Source organism: Cardiobacteriaceae bacterium TAE3-ERU3 (assembly GCA_019218315.1).
Lineage (GTDB): Bacteria > Pseudomonadota > Gammaproteobacteria > Cardiobacteriales > Cardiobacteriaceae > JAHUUI01.
Map to the genome: position 1 here is coordinate 394,785 of JAHUUI010000002.1, position 23,431 is coordinate 418,215.

Below are 23,431 nucleotides of genomic sequence, written 5' to 3' on the forward strand. Positions count from 1 at the left end.
CTAACCGACCAGCCTTCTATATCGAAATAGTTCGAAGAGACGGCTATTTTATCGCTTAAGCGATCACTCCTTCTGACGGCCATATTGATCATCTCTACCCCGCCATCAGGCATAAACATTCGGGCATTTGCACCGCTTCAATCAATATTGTCCAAGCCTTACCTTCATTAACAACATTCAGCATTTCCTTTGATTACTACATGATACGGCAAAGCAATTTCGCAATAAAAGCCATCAAAGCATAGGCATAATCATACATTTCCGTTATATTGCGCATCCCGATCAAAGCAGTGCACCGGATAACCTAATGGCTACTTTACGCAACAAAGTTTACCAACAGCTTGAAAGTGAAAACCATACAAAACCAACCCCACTGGATTGGTTTCTAATCACGCTGATTGTGCTCAACGTAATTGCGGTGATCATTGAGTCAAATCGTAATATTTACCTCGCTTATCGCTATTACTTCGACGGCTTCGAGACTTTTTCATTAATCGTATTCAGCATTGAATACCTTGCGCGTATTTGGTCGATCCCAGAAAAATATCCATATTACAAACCATGGAAAGCGCGTAGTAAGTGGTTTATCTCGCTAGACTCGATTATCGACTTACTCGCCATTTTGCCCGCAATGCTGTATTTCTTCTTCCCGTTTGACTTGCGCTTCCTGCGCTTGCTACGGCTTTTGCGTCTGCTCAAATTGGCGCGCTATTTTGCAGCACTGCGTATTTTGCTCGGCGTTCTGCGTCGTGAAAAAAATGCTTTCAAAGCCGTATTGTTGATTTTGATCGTCGTCATTATTATCTCGGCAAGCAGCATGTACGTTGCCGAACACCGTGCACAGCCTGACGTATTCGGCACGATCTATGAGTCGATGTGGTGGGCGGTGGTCTCTCTCACCACAGTCGGGTATGGGGATGTAGTGCCCGTCACGGCTGCGGGGAAAGTCATCGGTGCAATTATTACGATTCTGGGCATCGGCATGGCCGCACTACCCGCCGGCATCCTCGCTTCCGGTCTTGCTGATGAGCTGCGTAGTCGACGCCAAAAAATCGAGCAAACTTTCCGTAAAATGCTGCTCGATGGTGAAATAGACCTCAATGAGAACTCACAGTTTCGCCGCCTACGCAAAGAATTGGGTATTTCCAGCGAACACGCAGCCGAAATCAAAGAAGAGGTTTTGCGCGAACTGCAACTCGAAAAAGAAGAGGAAGCACGCGAGGAAACGGCGCAGCGTACACCCGTATCTTATAATTATTGCCCAAATTGCGGGCAGCAACTAGAAATCAGCATTGAAGAAAAAGAGCCCCCAACTGATCAGTATTAATTGAATACCGTATTTGCATGATCCATATATTTTTACCCATACATAATTAGGAGACTTAATGAGCCATCCTCAACCTGTTCAACAGCAAAAAACATTTATGGGGCACCCACGTGCGCTTGGCACACTATTTAGCCTCGAAATGTGGGAGCGCTTTTCCTACTACGGCATGCAGGCCATTCTTGCTTATTACATGTACTACAGCGCAACCCAAGGCGGCCTGGGTATGGATCGCAGCGTTGCAGTCAGCCTTGTTGGTGCTTATGGTGGTAGCGTCTATTTATGCACCATTCTTGGCGCATGGCTTGCTGACCGGGTTCTCGGTAGCGAACGTGTGCTGTTTTATTCAGCAACCATGATCATGGCCGGCCATATTGCATTAGCCATCCTCAATGGTGGGCTTGGCTTGACTATAGGTCTGATACTAGTCGCAGTCGGCTCAGGCGGGCTGAAAGCCAACGCCTCTTCAATCGTCGGTACGCTCTACGCTGAGGGAGATCCAAAACGCGATGCAGGATTTTCCATTTTCTATATGTCGATCAATATCGGTGCATTGGCTGGTCCACTGCTCACTGGCTTACTACAAACCCGAATGGGCTTTCACTACGGCTTTGGCGCGGCTGCAGTTGGTATGGCATTAGGCCTCGGTATCTATTTCATTGGCCGCAAAAACATCCCAGCCGAAGCGAACGAAGTTGCCGATCCACTGCATGGCAAAGTTCTAATCCATTACGCAATTGGTTTCTTGGCCTGCATTGCCATAGTTGCAGCATTATTCATTGGTGGCATCATCACCCCGGCAAACCTTGCAGACAGTATTTCCTATGCCGTAATAGCGGCCATTATTATCTATTTCATTGTTATTTTGCGCTCAAAAGAAGTCAGTAGCACAGAGCGCAGCCGAGTCTATGCATTTATACCACTGTTTATCGCATCCGTTGCATTCTGGGCGCTGTTCCAGCAGCAGTTTACCTTCATCGCGGTTTATGCGGATGAAAAACTCAATCGCAGCTTGCTTGGCTGGGAAATGCCTGCTTCATGGGCACAATCCATCAACCCGGTTTTCATCATCCTATTTGCCGGTCTTTTTGCCGCAATGTGGACGAAAATGGGCAAAAAGCAGCCATCAACACCAGTCAAATTTTCCTTGGCTTTGATGCTAATTGGCCTCGCTTTTCTCGCATTTATTCCGCTTAATACGCTAGAGAAAACCCCGTTATTGGCTTTTATCGGGATTATTTTGCTGTTTACCTGGGCTGAGCTACTGATCAGCCCAATCGGGTTATCCGTAACCACCAAGCTCGCACCAAAAGCATTTCGTACACAAATGCTGGCGCTTTTCTTCCTATCACTCTCTCTCGGTACGATTTTTGCCGGGATATTCGCCGGCTACTATCAGCCCGGCAATGAAGTGCGCTACTTTGTCAGCCTCGGTGCAAGCTGTATCGTACTCGGTATTATCTTGCTGCTTTGCACACCATGGATCAAGCGCATGATGCAAGGCGTGCAATAAAACCTTGCTCTATGCCGAAAAATGGCCACAGCATAACCATTTTCCGGCTATATCACCCAGCAAAACCCCCACAAATATTGCTATTTGTGGGGTTTTTATTTCACGCTCAACTTATGAGAGCTGGCGAATAATACTGTAATGATCTTCAAAGCAAAATTGCGGATCAAGTTCACCTAATGCGATCCATTTAGCATCTGCAGCATCATCAGCCGCATGAACATCGGGCAGCGTTTCACGCCCAAGCACAATACGGTGGACATGGGTAATGGTGCGCCCTCGCGCACTGCGATCAGGCTTAGCGAAGACTTCAACCAAGTCGATCTCTCCTTCTGCACAAGACAACCCCGTCTCCTCACGCAACTCTCGCAATGCAGCTACAGCAAGCGTCTCATCTTGTTCAATAAAGCCACCGGGCAATGCCCACAGCCCGGCACCTAACGGACCTTTACGCTGCACCAACAAAACGTGCCCAGCGCACAAAACACAAGCATCAACCGTAACGAAGACCGGAGGATACGGAGCGACTGACCACTGTGCTTTCCAAGCCTGCAAATGCTCATATTCCTGCCGCAAACGACAATATTCATCTGAAAAACGAAAATCACGTAGTGCAGCTGCTACATTCTCATGCAAATCCGGGTAATCAAAGCGCTCACCTTCCGGCAAGCTAAAATAGGCGTTACGTACGTCAGTGGCACTGATGTGATCAATATTATCAACCGGCACCATGCCCCAGTTCGGAAACAGCTCAAGATAATAAGACGAGCTATCTTTCATGTGCCCAATCAACCCCACTTTGGCATCACTGCCCGTGATTTCGGCAACCGTCTCGACAGCATTGCGCTGCCACGCGTCGTCGTCATAAGGATAATCTTCAATACCGCGCACGATAATGCGCGCATTGGTTTGTGCATCATAGATGCTGCGGATCATCGCTTCACGCTCAGCAACCGTCCACGGATTCGATACTGTACGCGGGCTATTGGCTGAACCGAGCAGCAAAATGACACGATCAGCACGTGCCAATGCCTGCTCGACCACACCTTGATGTGCACGGTGAAATGGCTGAAAGCGGCCAATAAAGACCAAGTAGTCGTAGGGTTTATCGCTCATGGATCAATCATTCACATAGCGCTGGCGAGTATTGAATGCCAACGACAATGTACCTTTGTCGATGTAGGAAAGCTCACCACCCATCGGAACACCACTGGCGAGCCGGGTAGCGGGAACATTGTGCTTAGCCGCAAGTTCGGCCAAGAAGTAAGCAGTTGTCTCACCTTCCATGGTGCTGTTGGTCGCAAGCACCAATTCAGTGATCTCACCTTCGCCCAAGCGGCGATCAAGAATATCCATACCCAGCGCTTCAGGGCCAATACCATCTAGTGGTGCAATGTGCCCCATCAACACAAAATACAAACCACGATAATCTGTTGATTGCTCTATCGCTAATACATCATCTGGCGCTTCTACGACACATAACACACCCTGATCACGACGTGGGTTAGCGCAAATCAGACACACTTCTGCATCACTCAGATTACGGCAGTGCTTACAGCGCGTTGCTGTCTCCAGTGCATGACTGATCGCTTTTGCCAATGTCTGTGCTTTATCTTGTTTCTTAAGCAATAGCTGTAAGGCCATACGCTGTGCGGTTTTAGCACCTACACCCGGCAAGCAGGTCAGCGCCTCAACCAAATGATCAAAGGAAGCGGAAAAACTCATGCTAATCCTGCTTAAAATGGCATTTTAAAGCCAGGTGGTAAATTCAGGCCTTCGGTCAAACCAGCCATTTCACGCTGAGTCATTTCTTGAGCTTTTTTCGCAGCATCACTGATTGCAGCTGCGATCAGTGCTTCAACCATATCTTTATCTTCAGTCATCAACTCATCACTAAGCGCCACGCGTTCACAGCCGAAATGACCATTCATGGTCACCACAACCGCACCAGCACCAGACTGCCCCTCAACGGTCTTGTTACCCAGCTCTTCCTGCATACGCTGCATGTTTTCCTGCATTTCCTGGGCTTTTTTCATCATACTGCCCAATCCACCTTTCAGCATATTTAGCTCCTGTTATATTTTGGTTTAAGGGAAACGATACTGCCCGGAACAATCACAGCCCCCAGGCGCCTCTGTAAATCTTTAACGACGGGATGAGCGTGCATAGCTGCTTCTGCGCGGTTGCGCTCATCTATAATCGCTTGCTCTTGTAATATGGCCGGCGTTTCGTGCGCTGCATCCGCCACACAAACCACCTCACATTTAGCCTGTGTATAAGCTGTTAATGACTCTGACAGCAACGCAATAGTCTCATCTTCACCGGCAAGCATCATCGCACCATCAGCCAAACCAAGGGTTAACTGCGGTGGATGCCAACCAAGCACCACGCTATGCTCTGCAATGACGCCGGCTGCACCTGGCAAATCCAATATTGTCGTCAGCTGTGCCCAAGCATAAGGATCTTTCGCACAGTCATCCAGCCCGATACTTACTTCCTCAATGCGCTGATTATTGCTATTCGCTTCAGGTTCTGCGTCACTGAGTACAGCGTGATCTCTCTCACTCTTTACTGACGAATATTCTGTTGGTTCTTCTTGAGCTTGCACCTGCTCAGGTACTGGCTCAATATTCTCATCAGGCGAAGCATTTTCTACTTTTGCTGAAGCCATTTCTTCTGGCGCTACGTTCTCGTCATTGGGCACAAAATTACTCACCGCAGAACGATCAGCATCTTGCTGCTTGGTAAGATTCGTTGTGACCACTGGCGACTTGGTTTCCATCGCGTTGTCACTATCTATTGCTTTGACAGGCTCGCTATCAGCCTCATTTTCTTCGCCATGATCAAAGCTTGTAGATGGCTCAGGCTCATGGGACACCTCAGTATCGCCATAATTTGGCGCACTAACCCACGGAGGTGGCAATTCATCATCTGAAATTGGCGGTGCTGCGGCTTGTACTTGATTAACCTCATTGCCACTCTGCACAGCGTTGTGCACTACCGGTTGTAATTCATCTGTTTTTTTTTCTGCCGAGCTTGCTTCGTCGCTATCTTTTTCTTTAAGCATCGCCTCAAGATCATCAAGCGTCTCTACCTGCTTGCCCGGTGAAGCAGGTGCAACAGGAGGAATCTCACGCAACGTTGCCGGATCAGCTGTCGGTAAAAGTGGGCGCAAAGCAATCATGCGCAGTAAGATCATTTCCACAGCCAAGCGTACATCAGGCTGGTAAGCAAGGCTTTGCCAGCCATCAGTTGCAATCTGATACCACAGCTGCACCAGCTCCACGGGCAGCCGCTCTGCTAGTAGTTTGATCTCATCATCAATTTCTCCACTAAAACGTTCCGCATCGAGCTGCGCGATCGTCACTTCCTGCAGCTGATAAAGCAAGCGCTTGAGTAAATCTTGATAGTCAGGAGCAAACTCATCAAGCGTATGCAGTACGCCACGTAAAGCTGGTGCGTCTGCATCAGCCAAAGTACCCATGATGGCTCGAAGTTGCTGTGCAGGTACTGCACCAAGCAATTGTGCGACGTCTTTACTGCTGATAGCTCCTCGCCCATATGCAATGGCTTGGTCGAGCAAGCTCAAACTATCACGCATACTGCCTGAGCCAGCCTCTGCAAGCAGTTTTAATCCGTCTTGCTCATACTCAATATTGTCGTGGTCAAGAATTGCCTGCAAATGCGCAACGATCTGCGCACTGGTCATGTTTTTTAAATGAAATTGTAAGCAACGAGACAGCACCGTAGCAGGCATTTTTTGCGGATCTGTCGTCGCGAGAATAAATTTGACGTGTTTAGGTGGCTCTTCCAGCGTTTTAAGCAGTGCATTAAAGCTGCTGCGTGAAAACATGTGCACTTCATCAATCAGATAAACTTTATAGCGCCCTTTAACCGGTGCATAAGGGACGTTATCAAGCAGCTCACGAGTATCATCAACGCCGGTTCTCGACGCTGCATCCACCTCAATTAAATCGGGAAAGCGGCCTTGATCAATCTCACGACAATGTTCGCACTCACCGCAAGGCTCAGCACTGACGCCATTAGTCAAGCAATTTAGGGATTTAGCAAAAATGCGTGCAATAGTTGTTTTGCCGACACCTCGGGTACCGGTAAACAGATATGCGTGGTGGATACGGTCGTGATCAAGTGCATAGGTCAATGCCTGCGTAACATGCTGCTGACCAACCAGTTCATGAAAATTTTTCGGCCGCCACTTGCGTGCTAATACTTGATACATACTCTCAACTTGGGTTTGGCAGCCTTTGCTGATTCGCAGCAGCTAACTTGGTTTCGCTCAACGAACTTGAACAAACACGCGCTGCATGGCTGGTAGATGACTATCCACTATTGGGACAAATTCTATCCTGAAAAGAGAGGCCTGCACCAGCATTCTTCGGCGCCCAGTTAAACCGCTACCGTTGCTTCCTTCCGGACCTGGCGGGGTTCGCGGCGCACCGTCGCGAAGCGCCAATGCAGACCAGAGGCGAATTATAGAGCAATTCACGATAGTGTCAAATGGGTTGTGCCTTTGCCGTAGCCACAAGATAACTTTCTATTGCCAATTAACCCTTTGCATTACCTTTCAGTTAAGAATAACGCCGAAGTATATGGGGAGTCTGTAACTTTTAGGATCTCTTTGTTTCCTGTATGCTTTTGCCCCCAATTTGCTGGCTGAATATACTTTTCCAGTAGCATAAATTGGTTGTACAAACTTTGACAAAAAACAGTCAACAAATACAGTACAAACCATACATTACATTGATATTTAGGAGAAAACATGGATCTTTTACGTATTATTATCGCTATTTTTATTCCACCATTGGGCGTTTTCTTGCAAGTCGGCCTTGGCAAGGACTTTTGGATTAACCTCCTACTGACGCTGCTCGGCTATATTCCTGGGATCGTCCATGCAGTTTACATCATCGCCAAACGCTAATAAGTTTGCGCGAAGCAGTAAAAAGACCGGCTCATTGCCGGTCTTTTTCATTTGGGATAACAAATAAACCACGTAATTAGTCACATAAGAAACTGAGTACTAACCCTGACTTACTCATAACCACGGTACACTGCTTACCATTTCCACTAGGATGATAAGACTCACACCAGCTTGACTCAATCGGCTGCCCAGCTACAGTACACGTCGTTGGGCTGCTAAATTGCAATATCCCTTTTAATTCGCTGAATCCTTTTCCTGTAGGTACTGCGCCTTGCACTGATGTAGCACGAACCATATCCTGGCTAAGCTCAACAGGCTGGTCATTCTTCGCTGCGCGAAGTGCCTTCTGTGCTTCCCTACGCGCCTGCTCTGCAGCTTTTGCAGATGCTGCAGCTTCACGTGCAGCTTGCTCTTCCGCAGCTTTAGCAGCCAAGGCTGCTTGGCGTGCTTGTTCCTCTCTGGCCTTTTGCTCAGCTGCGGCACGCTCAGCAGCTGCTTTTTCTTGTGCAATCCTCGCTTGCTCCGCTGCTGCTTTAGCTCGTTCGGCTTCGGCTTTGGCCTGTGCCTCAACTAATGCTTGCTGACGTGCAGCTTGAGCTTGTTGTTGCTGACGCGCTTCCTCAGCCGCACGCTGTGCACTTTCTTGCTGCGCACGTGCCTGTGCTTCTGCTGCTTGCTGAGCCTGCACTTGTTGCTGCTTCAAGGCCAGTGCCTGAGCGCGTTGTTCTGCAGCCAGGCGTTCTTCTGCCTGATTCTTTTCTGCAGCAATGTCGAGCAGTTTCAATCTTCTTTCTTCAGCTTCACGCTGTTGCTCCGCTGCAATCGCAGCAGCTTCTGCTGCACGACGCTCAGCTTCCGCTCTACGCTGCGCCTCTTCGCGTGCTCGCGCAATTTCCTTACGTCGCGCAGCTTCTTGTGCAGCGCGGCGTGCAGCACGCTCCGCATCGCGTTTGGCTAATTCTTTTTTGTTCTTTTCATGCTCCATCATCATCAACTGATAAAGCAGCTGACCATCAATTTGGCGATAATCGGCAACAGGTAACTGCCGCTCTTGACGGAATGCCTGCAAAGCAGTGATGGTATTTGGCCCGATAATGCCATCTGCCCCACCTGCATCAAATCCAAGATCCGTCAATTCCTGCTGCGTTTTCTTGATCACACGGCGATAGAAATCGGCCAACCAATCGTTATGCAATTTTCCATCTTCACTAAAACCATATTTTTTTTGATAGCGCTGTATGGCGGCCAGGCTGCGATCACCCAAATCACCATCAATAATACCTGCATCAAAATTTAAAAAACGCAATCCAGTCTGGATTAGCTTACCCATCGCCGGGCTGTAGCTGCCTTCGTTGTAACGATTTTCCTTACTGAGCGCATTGGCTATATTCGTGCTGCCGGCAAGCCTTGCACGATCATATAAAGTAAAGCCCCGTGGATCAGCAACGCTATCTCCACAAGCTTGGCTAAAGCGATCAAGGTTACTCGCTTCATCCACACGCAGTAATTCGCTCATCGCCTGCTCATCACACTTTTGTTGGCTATTTTGTGCGACAGCTGCACCAGTACATATATGTAGTACAAAAAGTGTTGAAAGACTTAGTGGCGAGAATTTAAATGACATGTGGTTTCCTCTTTATTTAATCCATTTTTCAAGATGCGTAGACAGTGTTTTACGCAATAAAAATGCCTGCAAGGCTAAAATCAAGGTGGCATTTTTAATCTCACCATTCAGCAGCCAACTCAAAGCTGTGTCATAGGGAACACGATGAACAAGAATATCCTCGCCTTCCTCTAGCAGACCTGTATAACGTGCCGCGGCATCAGTATCAACTCGGGCAAAATAAAAGTGAGTCTGGCCCGCACTACCTCCGGGGCTACCAAAATAGGTTTCCACATACTCCAATGCCTCAGCACGCAAGCCAACTTCTTCTTCTAATTCACGCTGAATACATTCATCCGGTGTTTCCCCTGGCTTATCCATAAAGCCGGCTACAGCCTCAAGCTGCCATGGATGATGCCCTGCAACCATCGCACCAATGCGAAACTGCTCTATCAACAAGAATTCTTCTTTTACCGGATCATAGGGTAGCGCCACCACAACAAACCCACTGGTCGCCGAGCACTCACGCATAACCGGACCACTGCACCCACCACGAAACAGTTCAAAATCCACCTCATAGCGGCGCAGTTTGAAAAAGCCGCGGTAGACATCCTCTTCTTTAAGCACCTTGAACTGATATTGCATCGTCATTCCTCAGCGTGGCACTGTACCGATAAAACCATATGGATTAACCGGTTTACCCTGTTTTCTCGTTTCAAAATGCAGTGACGGCGTATTTTGTGGGCTAATCCCCATTGTGGCAATCTGTTGGCCTTTTTGTACTTTCTGGTGCTCATTAACCATCGCTTGCTGTAAATAGCCATAAGCTGAAAGTGTGTTATTACCATGATTAATAATAACCATGCGACCAAAGCCGGAAAGCCCTGTACCACTATAAGCAACTGTACCACTACTCGCAGCATAAATAGGCTGCCCCATACTGCCGCTAATTTTCATGCCCTGATGGCCTGGCTTATTTGCATCAAATTCACGAGATACTTGACCACGAACAGGCCACTGCCAATCTGACAAACCAGCTTTAGTGACTTTTGGCGCTACTACGCGCTTACGTGCAACGCCAGTTGGCGGCTCCAAGCGCAGCTTACTTCCCGCCAAAATCCGGTTCGGATTATCAATCCCATTCCAGCGCGCCAATTCCTGCAAATCAAGACCGTGCCGCCAAGCTATACCAAACAAAGTATCACCACGCTTGATGGTATAGCTTCCTTTTGCTGCCAGAGCACCTCGCTCACCATGCAATTGGTAGGCTTTTGATCCCCCTGAAGAGCAGGCAAAACTAAACAGCGCCAATGTGGCTATAGCAGCATGATACAGAGTTGTGCTTTGCTTGCGGGTATGCTTTTTTATTGCCATATGGCTCATATATCCTCCAACCATCCACGAACATCATCTAACTGACGATGGCGGGTTAAATCAAATTGTAACGGTGTAATCGATACGTAACCGTTTGTAACTGCATGAAAATCTGTTTCTTCACCTTCATCATTTACTTCGCCAGGTGGGCCAATCCAATACATTTTACGTCCGCGAGGATCTTTCGTTTCAATTAACGCACCAGCTTTACTACGAGAACCTAAAGTTGTAGTGCGAAAACCTTTGATTTCGGAGTATGGCAAGTCAGGGATATTAACATTGAGCAGTGTATTTGCTGGAAGCGGGTGGGCACGCAAATGGCGGAACAAATCAACGACAACCATAACAGCATCAGCAAAGTGCTCTGGATGATGGGAATCGCAAGAAACAGCAATTGCGGGTAAACCGAGATGCCGCCCTTCAAATGCAGCAGCCACCGTACCAGAGTACATCACATCATCACCAAGATTAGCGCCACGATTGATGCCAGAAATCACCATCTGTGGTTGTTCATCAAAATAACCACTTAGGGCAAGGTTCACACAATCTGATGGCGTCCCATCAACACTGTGAATAACCTCATCATGGCGAGTTACGGTCAGTGGACGACGTAGTGTCAGGGAATGGCTCGCACCACTACAATCGCGATCTGGAGCCATTACCACCAAACGCTCAACCTCTTTTTCCAGCGCCTTGGCCATCAGGCGTAGGCCTTCGGAAAGATAACCATCATCGTTGGACAATAATAAAAACATACCCTTTCTCGCAAAGAAAAACGTTAGCCAGTTTAGCGCAAGCCCACACCAATACACAATGAATATCACATTAGCTTCAAGGGCTTTATTCTAAGCTCACTTTTTCGGCTATTTCATCGAGCGCATATTATAAAGTGTTATATCATAACACTTATGCATAGCCACATATATCCGTATAAAGTAGATGTGCCTATCTTGCTTTACCAAACGGCAACTCAAAGCCACCTAATAGGCAATCTTCATAGCAAAAAGTTCAGAACCAATAAATCAGTAAATAACTATCGACCACTACACAGCCATAATATTCTCTACTGCCCTTGATCTCACTTTATTGCAACCGCTATAGAATTAGTCGATCCAAACAGTTTACGGGCTTGGCACTTTTTATTTAGCTGCGATGTAGATGCAAATGATCAGCCAATTTGCATATCAAGGCACTCAATAAAAGCTTAATCCCTAGTTATATTAAGTAATACAGGCTCAGTGTTTGCTGTCATCCAACGTTAGCACTGATCAGCCTTAATTGAGTTAATCTACAGAAATTAAATAACCAATCAATATTTTCCAAGCAGTTTTTTACACGCAAACTTCCCATATAAAAGTAATGGTTTTCATTAGATGCTATTTACAGTAGGATTAATTTAACGTTTTAAAATTCAAACGAGGTATGACGATGGCGCTGGTACTTCCTTTTTCACAACTCAGCCGACATGATGTAGATTCTGTTGGTGGCAAAAATGCTTCTCTTGGTGAAATGATCAGTCATCTCACTGAACTTGGTGTACAGGTTCCTGATGGATTCGCCACGACAGCGGAAGCATTTTGGGCTTTTTTGGATACCAGCAACTTACGTGAAAAAATTAATGAGCGCCTGAGTGCACTTGACGTAGATAACATTAGCGCTTTGACAGATGCAGGCAAAACCATTCGTAAATGGATTATCGACGCGCCTTTCCCCGAGCAGCTTGAGAAGGAAATTCGCCAGCATCACGCTGACTTTGTCGCAAACTCAGGCAATGGCGTTTCATTTGCCGTTCGCTCTTCAGCAACAGCTGAAGATTTGCCTGATGCGTCCTTTGCCGGACAGCAAGAAACTATGCTCAATGTCAGCGGCATCGATAACATCCTGCAAGCAGTAAAAGAAGTCTTCGCCTCGCTGTACAATGACCGTGCCATTTCTTACCGCGTTCACCAAGGCTTTGCCCACGATGACGTTGCATTATCCGCTGGCATACAGCGCATGGTGCGTTCAGATAAAGCATCTAGCGGCGTCATGTTCACCTTAGATACCGAATCAGGCTTCCGCGATGTCATCCTCATCACAGCCTCATATGGCTTGGGTGAAATGGTCGTTCAAGGTGCAGTGAATCCTGATGAATACTATGTACATAAAGCCACCCTCGAAGCAAACCGCCCAGCCGTCGTACGTCGTTCACTCGGCAGTAAAGCTGAACGCATGGTTTACGCTACTGGCGAAAGTGATAAAACAGTTGCCATCGAGCCAGTTCCCTATCAGGACACTTTGCGCTACGCACTCAATGATGAAGATCTCGAATTTCTCGCCCGTCAAGCTATTATCATCGAAAAACATTATGGTTGCCCCATGGATATTGAGTGGGGCAAAGATGGCCTAGACGGTAAACTTTATATTTTGCAAGCACGCCCTGAAACTGTCAAAAGCCGCGAGAACAGCAATGTTGTCGAGCGCTACCTGCTTAACGAAAGTGGCAATGCACTTTGCAGTGGTCGCGCAATTGGCAGCCGCATTGCCACTGGTACTGTGCGTATTGTCAAAGGCTTGGATGACATGGACAGTGTTAAACCCGGTGATATTCTCGTATCAGACATGACTGACCCCGACTGGGAACCAGTGATGAAGCGTGCGGCTGCTATCGTTACCAATCGTGGTGGGCGTACTTGTCACGCTGCAATCATTGCCCGTGAACTCGGTGTGGCTGCAGTAGTTGGCTGCGGTGATGCTACTAAAACGCTACAAGATGGTGCGCAAGTCACTGTATCTTGTGCTGAAGGTGACACTGGCTACATCTACGAAGGCACGCTAGACTACAGTCATGAGCAGCGCGAGCTCGACAGCTTGCCCGATATCGGCTTCAAAATCATGATGAATGTCGGCAACCCTGATCGTGCCTTCGACTTTGCACAACTACCCAATGCAGGTGTTGGCCTTGCTCGCCTTGAGTTCATCATTAACCGCATGATCGGTATTCACCCGCGCGCCCTACTCGACTTTGACAGCCTTGATAACGACCTCAAAAGTGAAATCAGTGAACTGACTGCAGCCTACCCAGATCCCGTCAGCTTCTACGTCGACCGTATTGCTGAGGGAGTTGCTACCATCGCTTGCGCCTTTGCCGATAAGCCCATCATCGTGCGTATGTCTGACTTTAAGTCCAATGAATACGCCAACCTCATTGGTGGCGAAGCCTACGAACCAGACGAAGAAAATCCAATGCTTGGCTGGCGCGGCGCATCACGCTATACATCGGCTGATTTCCGCGCCTGCTTTGATCTTGAGTGTCAAGCAATGCGAAAAGTACGTGAAGAAATGGGCTTCACCAATGTGCAGCTAATGATTCCTTTTGTCCGCACTCCTGATGAAGCGGCACAAGTCATCGAGATCTTGCGTGACAACGGACTCGAGCGTGGTAAAAATGGACTCAAGCTGATTATGATGTGTGAGCTGCCATCCAATGCTGTACTCGCTGAAGATTTCCTCGAACACTTTGACGGCTTTTCAATCGGTTCCAACGACATGACCCAACTTTCACTTGGGCTTGATCGTGATAGCGGCCTTATCTCACATTTATTCGATGAGCGAAACCCCGCCGTCAAAGCCATGATGTCGATGGCAATTACCGCATGCCGCAAGCACAATAAGTACATCGGTATTTGTGGACAAGGTCCTTCCGACCATCCTGAGCTAGCACATTGGCTTAAAGAGCAAGGCATCAGCACAGTATCACTCAACCCAGATTCTGTTGTACCAACATGGCTATACCTTGCCAGCCAAACAAAATAGACCTAGCTTAATTGTAGTGAGTACTGCAAAGCAGATATGGCAGTCCAAATAAAGCATTAGCTTATTTAGACCACTTTGATTACTGTTTTGCAGGATCTAAAACGCACAAAAAACCCGGCCGAAGCCGGGTTTTTGACGCTATAGCTTATTTACAACAAGCTACGCTTCATATCACTGAGCAATTGACCCAGCAGTACCGTCATGCGTGCTGCAAGAGCCCCGTCAATGACGCGGTGGTCGTAAGACAAAGACATCGGCAACATCAGGCGTGGCTCAAATTCTTTACCATTCCAGACTGGCTGCATGCTTGAACGAGATACACCAAGAATAGCAACTTCCGGCGCATTGACGATTGGTGTGAAGTAAGTTCCACCGATACCGCCAAGGCTGGAAATAGTCATAGACGCGCCCTGCATGTCAGATGGACTAAGCTTACCATCACGCGCCTTTTTACTCATTGCCATCAAATCTTCTGACAACTCGTAAATGCCTTTCTTATCCACATCACGGATAACTGGTACAACCAAGCCATTTGGCGTATCAACTGCAATACCGATATGGATATATTTCTTCAGGATCAGAGATTTTTTGTCCGGTGACAATGAAGAATTAAAGCGCGGCAGCTCTTGTAATGCTTTAGCCAATGCTTTCATCAAGAATGCCAACATAGTGACACGAACTCCGCGCTTTTCAGCTTCGGCTTTAAGCGACTTGCGGAATGCTTCCAGTTCTGTGATGTCAGCAAGATCATGCTGGGTAACGTGCGGAATATTCAACCAGCAACGCGTCATCGCTTCACCAGTCAGAATATTGATACGCGACAACTTCTGCTCTTCAACTTCACCAAACTTACTGAAATCGACAGCAGGAATTGGTGGAATACCGCTACCTTGGGTGGCAGCGTTGGCACTAGCACCACCGCTTGCCAAGGCTTGCTTGATGAACGCTTTAACGTCATCTTCAAGGATACGGCCTTTACGACCACTACCTTTTACCTTACCAAGATCTGCACCAAGCTCACGCGCGAAACGACGCACTGACGGGCTGGCATGTGCTTTACTAAATGACTCTTCGTCGATCTTTTGGCTTGCAGGTGCTTGCTGTTGCTTAGACTCGGCTGGTTTGCTTTCTGCTTTCGCTTCCTGCTTTTCAGCTGGTTTTTCCGCAACTTTTTCAGCTTTGGCTGCTGGCTGAGCCTGCTTAGCTCCGCCACCAACGCGGATTTCACCAATCACATCACCGGTTGCAACCTTGTCACCAACTTTTACGCTGAGTGAGACGATTTCACCTTTAGATGGTGAAGGAACTTCCATAGAAGCCTTATCAGACTCAAGCGTAATAATACCCTGCTCAGCTTCCACTTGGTCACCGACTTCGACGTTGACTTCGATCACGTCAACTGCGTCAAAATCACCAATATCTGGAACAGTCAGCGGCTGGGTTTCACCACCAGTGCTTTCTTCCTGTGAAGATGCTTCTGGCTGCTGCTCAACAGCAGCCTCATTACTATTATCGGCTGAATCAGCAGCGCCTTCTGCAGCTTCCAACTCAGCAATCACATCACCTTCTTTGACCTGATCACCGACTTTGACCAACACCTTGGTCACTTTACCACCCTGCTCAGCAGGCACTTCCATTGAAGCTTTATCGGATTCCAATACCAGGACCGATTGCTCGGCCTGGATTTCATCCCCTTCATTGATCAGTACTTCGATAACGTCTACCGCATCAAAGTCGCCAATATCGGGTACACGAATTTGAATACTCATAATTTCTTGTCCTCTCTTGGCCGATTAGCGTTTGGTTGGAGAAACTGCATCCGCATCAATGCCGTATTTGGCAATGGCTTCGGCAACAGTACTCGGCTTGATTTTGCCTTCTTTCGCCAATGCATCAAGAGCTGCGACCACAACATGATAACGATCAACTTCGAAGAATGAGCGCAATGCTTCACGAGTATCAGAGCGACCATAACCATCAGTACCGAGTACAATCATATCGCGCTCTTCTGGCAAGTATGCACGTACTTGCTCAACGAAGTTGCGTACATAGTCAGTAGAAGCAATAACTGGACCTTCTGTACCTTCCAGCTGCTCTGCAAGGAAAGATTTCTTCTGCTCACCTTCAGGATGCAGGCGGTTGTGGCGTTCAGTTTCCAGGCCATCGCGAGCCAGTAATGTGAATGACGGTGCACTCCAGACGTCTGAACCAACACCCCAATCCTGCTCAAGCAATTTCGCGCCTTCAATGACTTCCATCAGGATAGAACCAGAACCCATCAGCTGGACATGGCCCTTCTTGCCTTCATGGCTATGCAAGCGGTAAAGACCTTTGAGAATACCTTCTTCACAGCCTTCCGGCATTGCAGGCATCGCATAGTTTTCATTGAGCAATGTAATGTAGTAATACACATCTTCCTGCTCCTGATACATACGGCGCAAACCATCACGAATAATAACCGCAACTTCATAAGCAAAGGTTGGGTCATAGGGTACACAATTTGGTACAGTCGCCGCATAAATATGGCTGTGGCCATCTTCGTGCTGCAAACCTTCTCCATTCAATGTCGTACGACCTGCTGTACCACCAAGCAAGAAGCCGCGTGCACGCTGGTCGCCAGCAGCCCACGCCAAATCGCCGAAGCGCTGAAAGCCAAACATTGAGTAGTAAATGAAGAATGGCACCATTGGTACGCCGTGTACTGAATAAGAAGTACCGGCTGCAATCCAATCACTCATACCACCTGCTTCGTTGATGCCTTCTTGCAGAATCTGACCATCTTCCATTTCTTTATAGAACATCAGCTGCTCAGCATCAGCAGGGGTATATTGCTGACCATGCGGATTCCAAATACCGTACTGGCGGAACATGCCTTCCATACCGAAGGTACGTGATTCATCAGGTACGATTGGCACAATGTGCTTACCAAGCGTCTTGTCTTTCAGCAAAGTAGTCAGAATACGTACAAATGCCATAGTCGTTGAAATTTCACGACCTTCTTTAGTCGCACCAGTTACAGCGCTGAATGCTTCAAGATTGGGCACTGGTAACGAAGCAGATTTACTACGGCGAGATGGAACAAATCCTTCCAACTCTTTACGGCGCTCCATCATGTACTCGTAAGCTTTTGAGTCTTTTTCCAGCTTGAGGTACTCGGCTTTTTCAACTTGCTCGTCACTCAGCGGCAACTGGAAACGGTCACGGAAGCGCTTGAGCTGATCCATGTCCATCTTCTTCGCTTGGTGGGCAATGTTTTGTGCTTCGGCAGTACCACCCATGCCGTAGCCCTTGATGGTCTTGGCAAGAATCAAAGTCGGTTTATTGCTTTCCATTGCAGCTTTGTATGCAGCATAAATCTTCGCTGGATCGTGACCACCGCGGTTGAGTTCCCAAATATCCTGATCGGACATATCGGCAACCATCTTCTTCAATTCAGGTGTATTGAAGAAAAATTCGCGTACATATGCGCCATCTTTGGATTTAAAGGTCTGATAGTCACCGTCAAGCACTTCCATCATGCGCTTACGCAGTAGACCTTCAGTGTCACGCGCCAATAGAGCATCCCAACGGTTGCCCCACAGGACTTTGATCACATTCCAGCCAGCACCACGGAACTCAGACTCCAATTCTTGAACGATTTTACCGTTACCACGAACTGGGCCATCAAGACGTTGCAAATTACAGTTGATAACAAATACAAGGTTATTGAGGTTTTCGCGACCGGCCAGGCCAATTGCACCGCGAGATTCTGGTTCATCCATCTCGCCATCACCACAGAATGCCCAGACTTTACGGTCATTCTTTTCGATCAGACCACGGCTTTGCAAATAACGCATGAAACGTGCCTGATAAATTGCCATCAGTGGGCCAAGACCCATAGATACGGTTGGGAACTGCCAGAAATCAGGCATCAACCATGGATGTGGATAAGATGATAAACCTTTACCACCAGCTTCTTGACGGAAATTATCTAGCTGTTCTTCGGTCAAGCGGCCTTCAAGATAGGCACGTGCATAAAAGCCCGGCGCTGAGTGGCCTTGGAAGAAGATCAAGTCTCCACCATTGTCGCCTTCATGACCACGCCAAAAGTGGTTCTGCCCGACTTCATACAAAGTCGCTGCAGAAGCAAAACTTGCAATATGCCCGCCAACGTTGGTTGTTTTGCCTGCTTTAACCACCATTGCCAAAGCATTCCAGCGAATGTAAGCACGAATTTTGTGTTCTAGGGCTGTATCACCCGGATAAGGTGGCTGATTTGAAAGTGGAATCGTATTTACATATGGTGTATTTGCACTATATGGTAAATCCATTCCAGCCAAACTTGCACGCTCAATCAGGGATTCGAGAATATAGTGTGCGCGTTCATTTCCGTCCGCTTGCAAAACGCTCTCAAGCGCTGCTAACCATTCTTTGGTTTCTTGCGGATCAATATCTTGGTTTTTTTCAGTGGCCATAACGGTCCTCTCCATTCAGGGTGTGGCATGAAGCCATTTACATTTCTCCGGCCAATTGTACCACGAAACGCCCCATAGAAAACGTACCCACACGCCAATGCCAAAGGGTATTAAGGGGTCTACTAACGACTAAAAACAACTGAATGAATCATATTCAACGACATATGAAATCCATCGTTTTATAGAACCAATGAAAATTCAGCAAGATAAAAAACACTGCACTGAATTTAATCTATAACAGCATATTGATTTAAATAATCAACTTATAAAGCGAAATAACTAATGCTAAAACAAACATCCCTACTAAGCGACGGATTAGCGTTAGCACATTGTAGAGTGTATAAAAATTGAAACAAAATGAGCACAATTTGTCTCATTTTTACAAAAAATACTTGCTAGTAATTATAGATACCAGCTAAAATCTCACCACAATTTATCATAGCAGCTACATAAGGAACGAATATGAACCACCTTCGCATTAGCACTCTTTCAGCCATTATTATTACAGCAATCGCTGCACAATCTGCCTGGGCATCAGGCTATCATTTTGGCACACAAAGCGTCAGCGTTCAGGCGACATCTAATGCCTCATCAGCCGAAGCAGCAAGCCCGGCAACCATTTTTTACAATCCAGCCGGTCTTAGCAAATTGAGCGGTACACAAATCACAGGCAACCTGATTACTGCATTTCCTAGTGTCAAATATAGCAATGCACAAGGTGGATACTTTAACCCTAAAGGCCAAGGCCTACCTATTAAAGGAGAGAGCTCAGGCTCAATCACAAAATCTGCAATTTTTGTACCTCACCTCTACGCCAGCTACCAGTTCTCACCTCAGCTGACAGCAGGCCTTGGCGTCTACGTACCTTTTGGTGCTGGCACTGAATATGATGATAAATCCATCATGCGCTACAGCGTCAAGAAAACCGAGATGAAAACCTTCAATATTCACCCAACTATTGCTTACGATTTCCAAAATGGCCATAGCATCGGTGGTGGTGTGTTTGCCCAATACATGAATGCAAGCCTTGGTAAAACAGTTGATTTTGGTCCTTCCATCCAAGGGGCACTTCAAGCTCATCATGTTCCCCCAGCTATGGCTCAAGCCCTTGCTCCTAGTGGAGCCAGCGATATCAATGTCGATATAGAAGGAAATGATTGGGGCTTTGGTTATAGCCTAGGCTGGATGTGGGATATTAACGACAATGCCCGTATTGGCCTTAGCTATCGTTCAAAAGTCGAGCATACTTTGAAAGGAACGGCTAAATGGACACCAGTAGGTACTACATTTAGTAATCCTACACTTATCCCAACACCACATGGTGCATTGCCAGCAGGTGCTACAATTACTCAAATGGTACAGAATGATGCTGGCTACAAACCTGAGGAAAATGCTTCCGTCAAGATTGTTACCCCAGAGTCTCTCTCGCTACATGGCATGTTCAAAGTCAGCCCACAAGTTGACTTATTTGGTGATGTCACCTGGACACGTCATTCTCGATTCAATAACCTCAATATCAATTACGAAAATACCAAGACTGTACCTAATGCACAAATCGGCGGCAGAACCATGGCTAACGCGACCATGCTCAAGCCGAACTGGCGTGATACCTATAAAGTCAGCGTCGGTGGTGCTTATCAGTTGAATGATCAATGGCAATTACGCGGTGGTATTGGCTATGACCAATCTCCGGTACGCAGTGCGGAAGATCGCCTTTCAACCATGCCTGACAATGACCGACTACTGCTCTCTCTCGGTGCTAAATACGACATCGATGACAATCAAACACTCGACTTTGCCTACACTTATATCCACATCAAAGATGCCAAGGTTGATAGTACTGGCTACTGTGGCGGTAAAGTTAAAGCCGGCCCGGGTGCGATCAACTGCGTATCTGACCGTACAAATGCTTCTGCAGACTACAAGAGCAATGCTCATTTCCTCGGCCTGCAATACACTTATCGTTTCTAAACAACTAAACTACCGTACGCCCTCGTGGCGTACGGTTCTCCATACTTCATGGAAGTGCTTTTTTAGTCACAACAAAGCTTCCATCTACCGCATAGCATCAGCGATGCTTGTATATAGAAAGCTGCCTAATACACAGCCAAAAGTACACCAGCTCAGCCTTTACACTTCACTTCTAACCACTACACAAACCCTATCTCCCAATCAATCACCACAGGCATAAATTACGACAAAGTATGCTCGCAATCAGCCTCTAGTATTTATGTTATCCTTCGCCTTTACCATTAATATGGGTATCATCTTGAACCGAATTGTCATATTTATAGCCTGTTTTTCTACACTGGTTTTTGCCCAAACTTCGGGGCCACTTGCGCCCGATAACGTCGTCTTTAGTGAACCAGCGATAGCTAGCGACAGCTCCAGTGCAGAAGAAGTGACGCCACCTGAACTCCCACAAGGAGTGGCTGAACTAGACAGTGAAGAAGATGAGCGATTAATCCTGACTTCTTTGGAAGATAGCACACCGGAAAATGATGCAGTTCCTTACGATGCTTTACGCCGTTTCGTCGATGTATTTGACAGCATCAAGAGAAACTATATTGAAGAGGCCAGCAACGAAGTCTTGATAGAAAATGCTATTCGCGGCATGATTGGTCGGCTGGACCCACACTCTGTTTATTTTAATGAAGAAGAATATCAGGCTTTTAAAGAGCAGACAGACGGTGAATATGCAGGCATAGGCGTCGTACTCGATTTTCAAAATGGTGCCATTGAAGTCATCTCAGCTATTCCTGGCAGCCCAGCTGAGCGGGCTGGATTGTTAAGTGGCGACATCATTTCGAGCATCAACCAGCAATCCGTTCAGGACATCACCTTACAAGAAGCAATTACCATGCTCGAAGGGCAACCTGAAACTGAAATAGCATTGGGTGTATTGCGTGGTGATGAAGTCATTAATATGAACCTCACCCGTGAAATTATTCAAACCAACAGTGTCACAGCAAATTGGCTGGCACCTGGCGTGGTTCAACTGCGTATCAGCCAATTTCAAGAAGACACTACCGATTCTCTACGCGACACAATAACCCAATTGCAAGAGAAAGAAACCTTAAAAGGTATCATCCTCGACCTGCGTAACAACCCGGGAGGCTATCTACTTAGCGCCGTCAGTAGCGCTGATCTTTTCTTAAATGATGGTGACATCCTCTCGGTACGTGACCGTGAGAAAATGGAGCAACAACGCTACAGCGCCGAAGAAGGCGATATTCTTGACAATGCGCCAATCGTCGTCATGGTCAACCGTGGCAGCGCATCAAGTGCTGAAATTCTCGCTGCAGCACTACAAGAGAACCGCCGAGGGTTAGTCGTTGGGCAAAAGACATTCGGTAAAGGCAGTGTACAGACCTTGATACCTTTATACGATGGTGGAGCAATCAAGCTCACTACGGCGAAATATTACACACCCAAGAATAATCTTATTCAGGCTCGAGGTATCACTCCTGATATCCAGCTGACAAGTATCGAAGCCAATATTGTCAAAGAAAGCAATGTGACCAGTGAAGCAAACCTACCCAACCATCTAAAAAATGAACAGCAAATCAATCGTAAGAATACTGTAGATAAAAATATTGCCTCTTTAGCTACATCAGACTTCATGCTCTACGAAGCCCTTAATATACTTAATACCATGATTATTTCCCGCTAAAAGACCTCCCATCAGTAGCTAATTCAAACTGCTGATGGGTGTAAACAATAAGCCTACCGACCAAACCATTTAACTTATTGAAAGTTGGAATAATGATACATTCTTGTTACTTAAAAATGCTATGATTTACCTGTATAAACTACCAATTGGATGGCAAAAATGTGGGCTTTTCTTATTGTTTTGTTACTAATCATTCTGCTCATACTTGTTGCAGTCGGTATCTATAACACACTGATACGCGAACGTAACGACATTAAAAATGCTTTTGCACAAATAGACATCCAGCTCACACGGCGGCACGATCTTATCCCCAATCTTGTTGAGGTTGCCAAACGCTACATGGCTCACGAGCAAGATACGCTCACTCAAGTTACACAGGCACGCAATCAAGCTGTCTCGGCATTAAAAAATACAGCGGGCTCTGGTGGGCTGCCTGATATTGGCAAACTTTCAGCTGCTGAAGGAGCGCTAGGCAAGAGCCTTGGTACGCTTTACGCAACCTTTGAAAGCTATCCTGAACTCAAAGCAGACCAGCAAATGCGAGAATTGCAGGAAGAAATCTCCAGCACAGAAAACCGCATCGCATTTGCTCGCCAGCATTACAACGACAATGTCAAACAGTACAACAACAGCACACAATCCTTTCCCAGTAACGTCATTGCAGGGTTGTTCGGCTTCAAGAGCCATGAATGGCTGGAAATAGAAAACATGAAGAACAAACGTGAGGCGATCAAAATCGATTTCAGCTAAAAACATCCC

General features: G+C 47.0%; 17 protein-coding genes and 1 other RNA gene. 7 read left to right on the forward strand and 11 right to left on the reverse strand.

From position 1 onward, the window contains the following. The first annotated feature begins 307 nt into the window (after nt 1-307). Both KRX19_05240 and KRX19_05245 read left to right on the forward strand, forming a co-directional pair. On the forward strand, nt 308-1,327 hold the full coding sequence (locus tag KRX19_05240) for a potassium channel family protein (protein ID MBV7434429.1): 1,020 nt from the start codon (nt 308-310) through the stop codon (nt 1,325-1,327). Between the two features lie 58 nt (nt 1,328-1,385). Further along, a complete protein-coding gene (locus KRX19_05245; GenBank protein ID MBV7434430.1) occupies nt 1,386-2,837 on the forward strand; it encodes a peptide MFS transporter in 1,452 nt (483 codons plus the stop codon). Nucleotides 2,838-2,948: 111 nt separating this feature from the next. Here KRX19_05245 and KRX19_05250 read toward each other — a convergent pair whose 3' ends face one another. The 5 genes from KRX19_05250 to ffs all read right to left on the reverse strand — a co-directional run bounded on the left by KRX19_05250 (nt 2,949) and on the right by ffs (nt 7,311). Beyond that, nucleotides 2,949-3,950, reverse strand: a complete 1,002-nt coding sequence (locus KRX19_05250) for a bifunctional nicotinamide-nucleotide adenylyltransferase/Nudix hydroxylase (protein ID MBV7434431.1) — start codon at nt 3,948-3,950, stop codon at nt 2,949-2,951. Between the two features lie 3 nt (nt 3,951-3,953). Further along, the gene (gene recR, locus KRX19_05255) at nt 3,954-4,559 is read right to left on the reverse strand and encodes a recombination mediator RecR (GenBank protein MBV7434432.1); all 606 of its coding nucleotides are present in this window, start codon (nt 4,557-4,559) and stop codon (nt 3,954-3,956) included. A gap of 11 nt (nt 4,560-4,570) precedes the next feature. Next, nucleotides 4,571-4,897, reverse strand: coding sequence for a YbaB/EbfC family nucleoid-associated protein (locus tag KRX19_05260; GenBank protein ID MBV7434433.1), 327 nt, complete (start codon nt 4,895-4,897; stop codon nt 4,571-4,573). 2 nt (nt 4,898-4,899) lie between these two features. After that, complete coding sequence (dnaX, locus tag KRX19_05265) at nt 4,900-7,074, reverse strand: DNA polymerase III subunit gamma/tau (protein MBV7434434.1); 2,175 nt, start codon at nt 7,072-7,074, stop codon at nt 4,900-4,902. Nucleotides 7,075-7,214: 140 nt separating this feature from the next. Continuing rightward, nucleotides 7,215-7,311, reverse strand: an RNA gene (gene ffs / locus KRX19_05270) — signal recognition particle sRNA small type. A 303-nt stretch (nt 7,312-7,614) separates the two neighbouring features. On the opposite strand from ffs, the gene KRX19_05275 reads away from it, so the two are divergent. Next, a complete protein-coding gene (locus tag KRX19_05275) occupies nt 7,615-7,773 on the forward strand; it encodes a YqaE/Pmp3 family membrane protein (GenBank protein MBV7434435.1) in 159 nt (52 codons plus the stop codon). A gap of 76 nt (nt 7,774-7,849) precedes the next feature. Here KRX19_05275 and KRX19_05280 read toward each other — a convergent pair whose 3' ends face one another. The 4 genes from KRX19_05280 to surE are packed head-to-tail and all read right to left on the reverse strand — an operon-like array spanning nt 7,850 to nt 11,505. Next, nucleotides 7,850-9,397, reverse strand: a complete 1,548-nt coding sequence (locus tag KRX19_05280) for a hypothetical protein (protein MBV7434436.1) — start codon at nt 9,395-9,397, stop codon at nt 7,850-7,852. 12 nt (nt 9,398-9,409) lie between these two features. Further along, entirely contained in the window at nt 9,410-10,021 is a 612-nt protein-coding gene (locus KRX19_05285) for an NUDIX domain-containing protein (GenBank protein MBV7434437.1), read from the reverse strand. Between the two features lie 9 nt (nt 10,022-10,030). Beyond that, nucleotides 10,031-10,750, reverse strand: a complete 720-nt coding sequence (locus KRX19_05290; protein MBV7434438.1) for a peptidoglycan DD-metalloendopeptidase family protein — start codon at nt 10,748-10,750, stop codon at nt 10,031-10,033. Nucleotides 10,751-10,755: 5 nt separating this feature from the next. Further along, on the reverse strand, nt 10,756-11,505 hold the full coding sequence (gene surE / locus KRX19_05295) for a 5'/3'-nucleotidase SurE (protein ID MBV7434439.1): 750 nt from the start codon (nt 11,503-11,505) through the stop codon (nt 10,756-10,758). Nucleotides 11,506-12,172: 667 nt separating this feature from the next. Here surE and ppsA point away from each other — a divergent pair. Beyond that, a complete protein-coding gene (ppsA, locus tag KRX19_05300) occupies nt 12,173-14,545 on the forward strand; it encodes a phosphoenolpyruvate synthase (protein MBV7434440.1) in 2,373 nt (790 codons plus the stop codon). Nucleotides 14,546-14,694: 149 nt separating this feature from the next. Here ppsA and aceF read toward each other — a convergent pair whose 3' ends face one another. Together aceF and aceE are read right to left on the reverse strand one after the other, a co-directional pair. Beyond that, on the reverse strand, nt 14,695-16,314 hold the full coding sequence (gene aceF, locus KRX19_05305) for a dihydrolipoyllysine-residue acetyltransferase (GenBank protein MBV7434441.1): 1,620 nt from the start codon (nt 16,312-16,314) through the stop codon (nt 14,695-14,697). Nucleotides 16,315-16,338: 24 nt separating this feature from the next. Then, on the reverse strand, nt 16,339-18,999 hold the full coding sequence (aceE, locus tag KRX19_05310; GenBank protein MBV7434442.1) for a pyruvate dehydrogenase (acetyl-transferring), homodimeric type: 2,661 nt from the start codon (nt 18,997-18,999) through the stop codon (nt 16,339-16,341). A gap of 462 nt (nt 19,000-19,461) precedes the next feature. Here aceE and KRX19_05315 point away from each other — a divergent pair, with 462 nt between their 5' ends. The 3 genes from KRX19_05315 to KRX19_05325 all read left to right on the forward strand — a co-directional run bounded on the left by KRX19_05315 (nt 19,462) and on the right by KRX19_05325 (nt 23,422). Beyond that, entirely contained in the window at nt 19,462-20,970 is a 1,509-nt protein-coding gene (locus KRX19_05315) for an OmpP1/FadL family transporter (GenBank protein ID MBV7434443.1), read from the forward strand. A gap of 298 nt (nt 20,971-21,268) precedes the next feature. Then, on the forward strand, nt 21,269-22,672 hold the full coding sequence (locus KRX19_05320; GenBank protein ID MBV7434444.1) for a S41 family peptidase: 1,404 nt from the start codon (nt 21,269-21,271) through the stop codon (nt 22,670-22,672). 159 nt (nt 22,673-22,831) lie between these two features. Next, nucleotides 22,832-23,422 (forward strand): LemA family protein, encoded by a 591-nt coding sequence (locus KRX19_05325; protein ID MBV7434445.1) that lies wholly within the window; start codon nt 22,832-22,834, stop codon nt 23,420-23,422. Nucleotides 23,423-23,431: the final 9 nt, after the last annotated feature.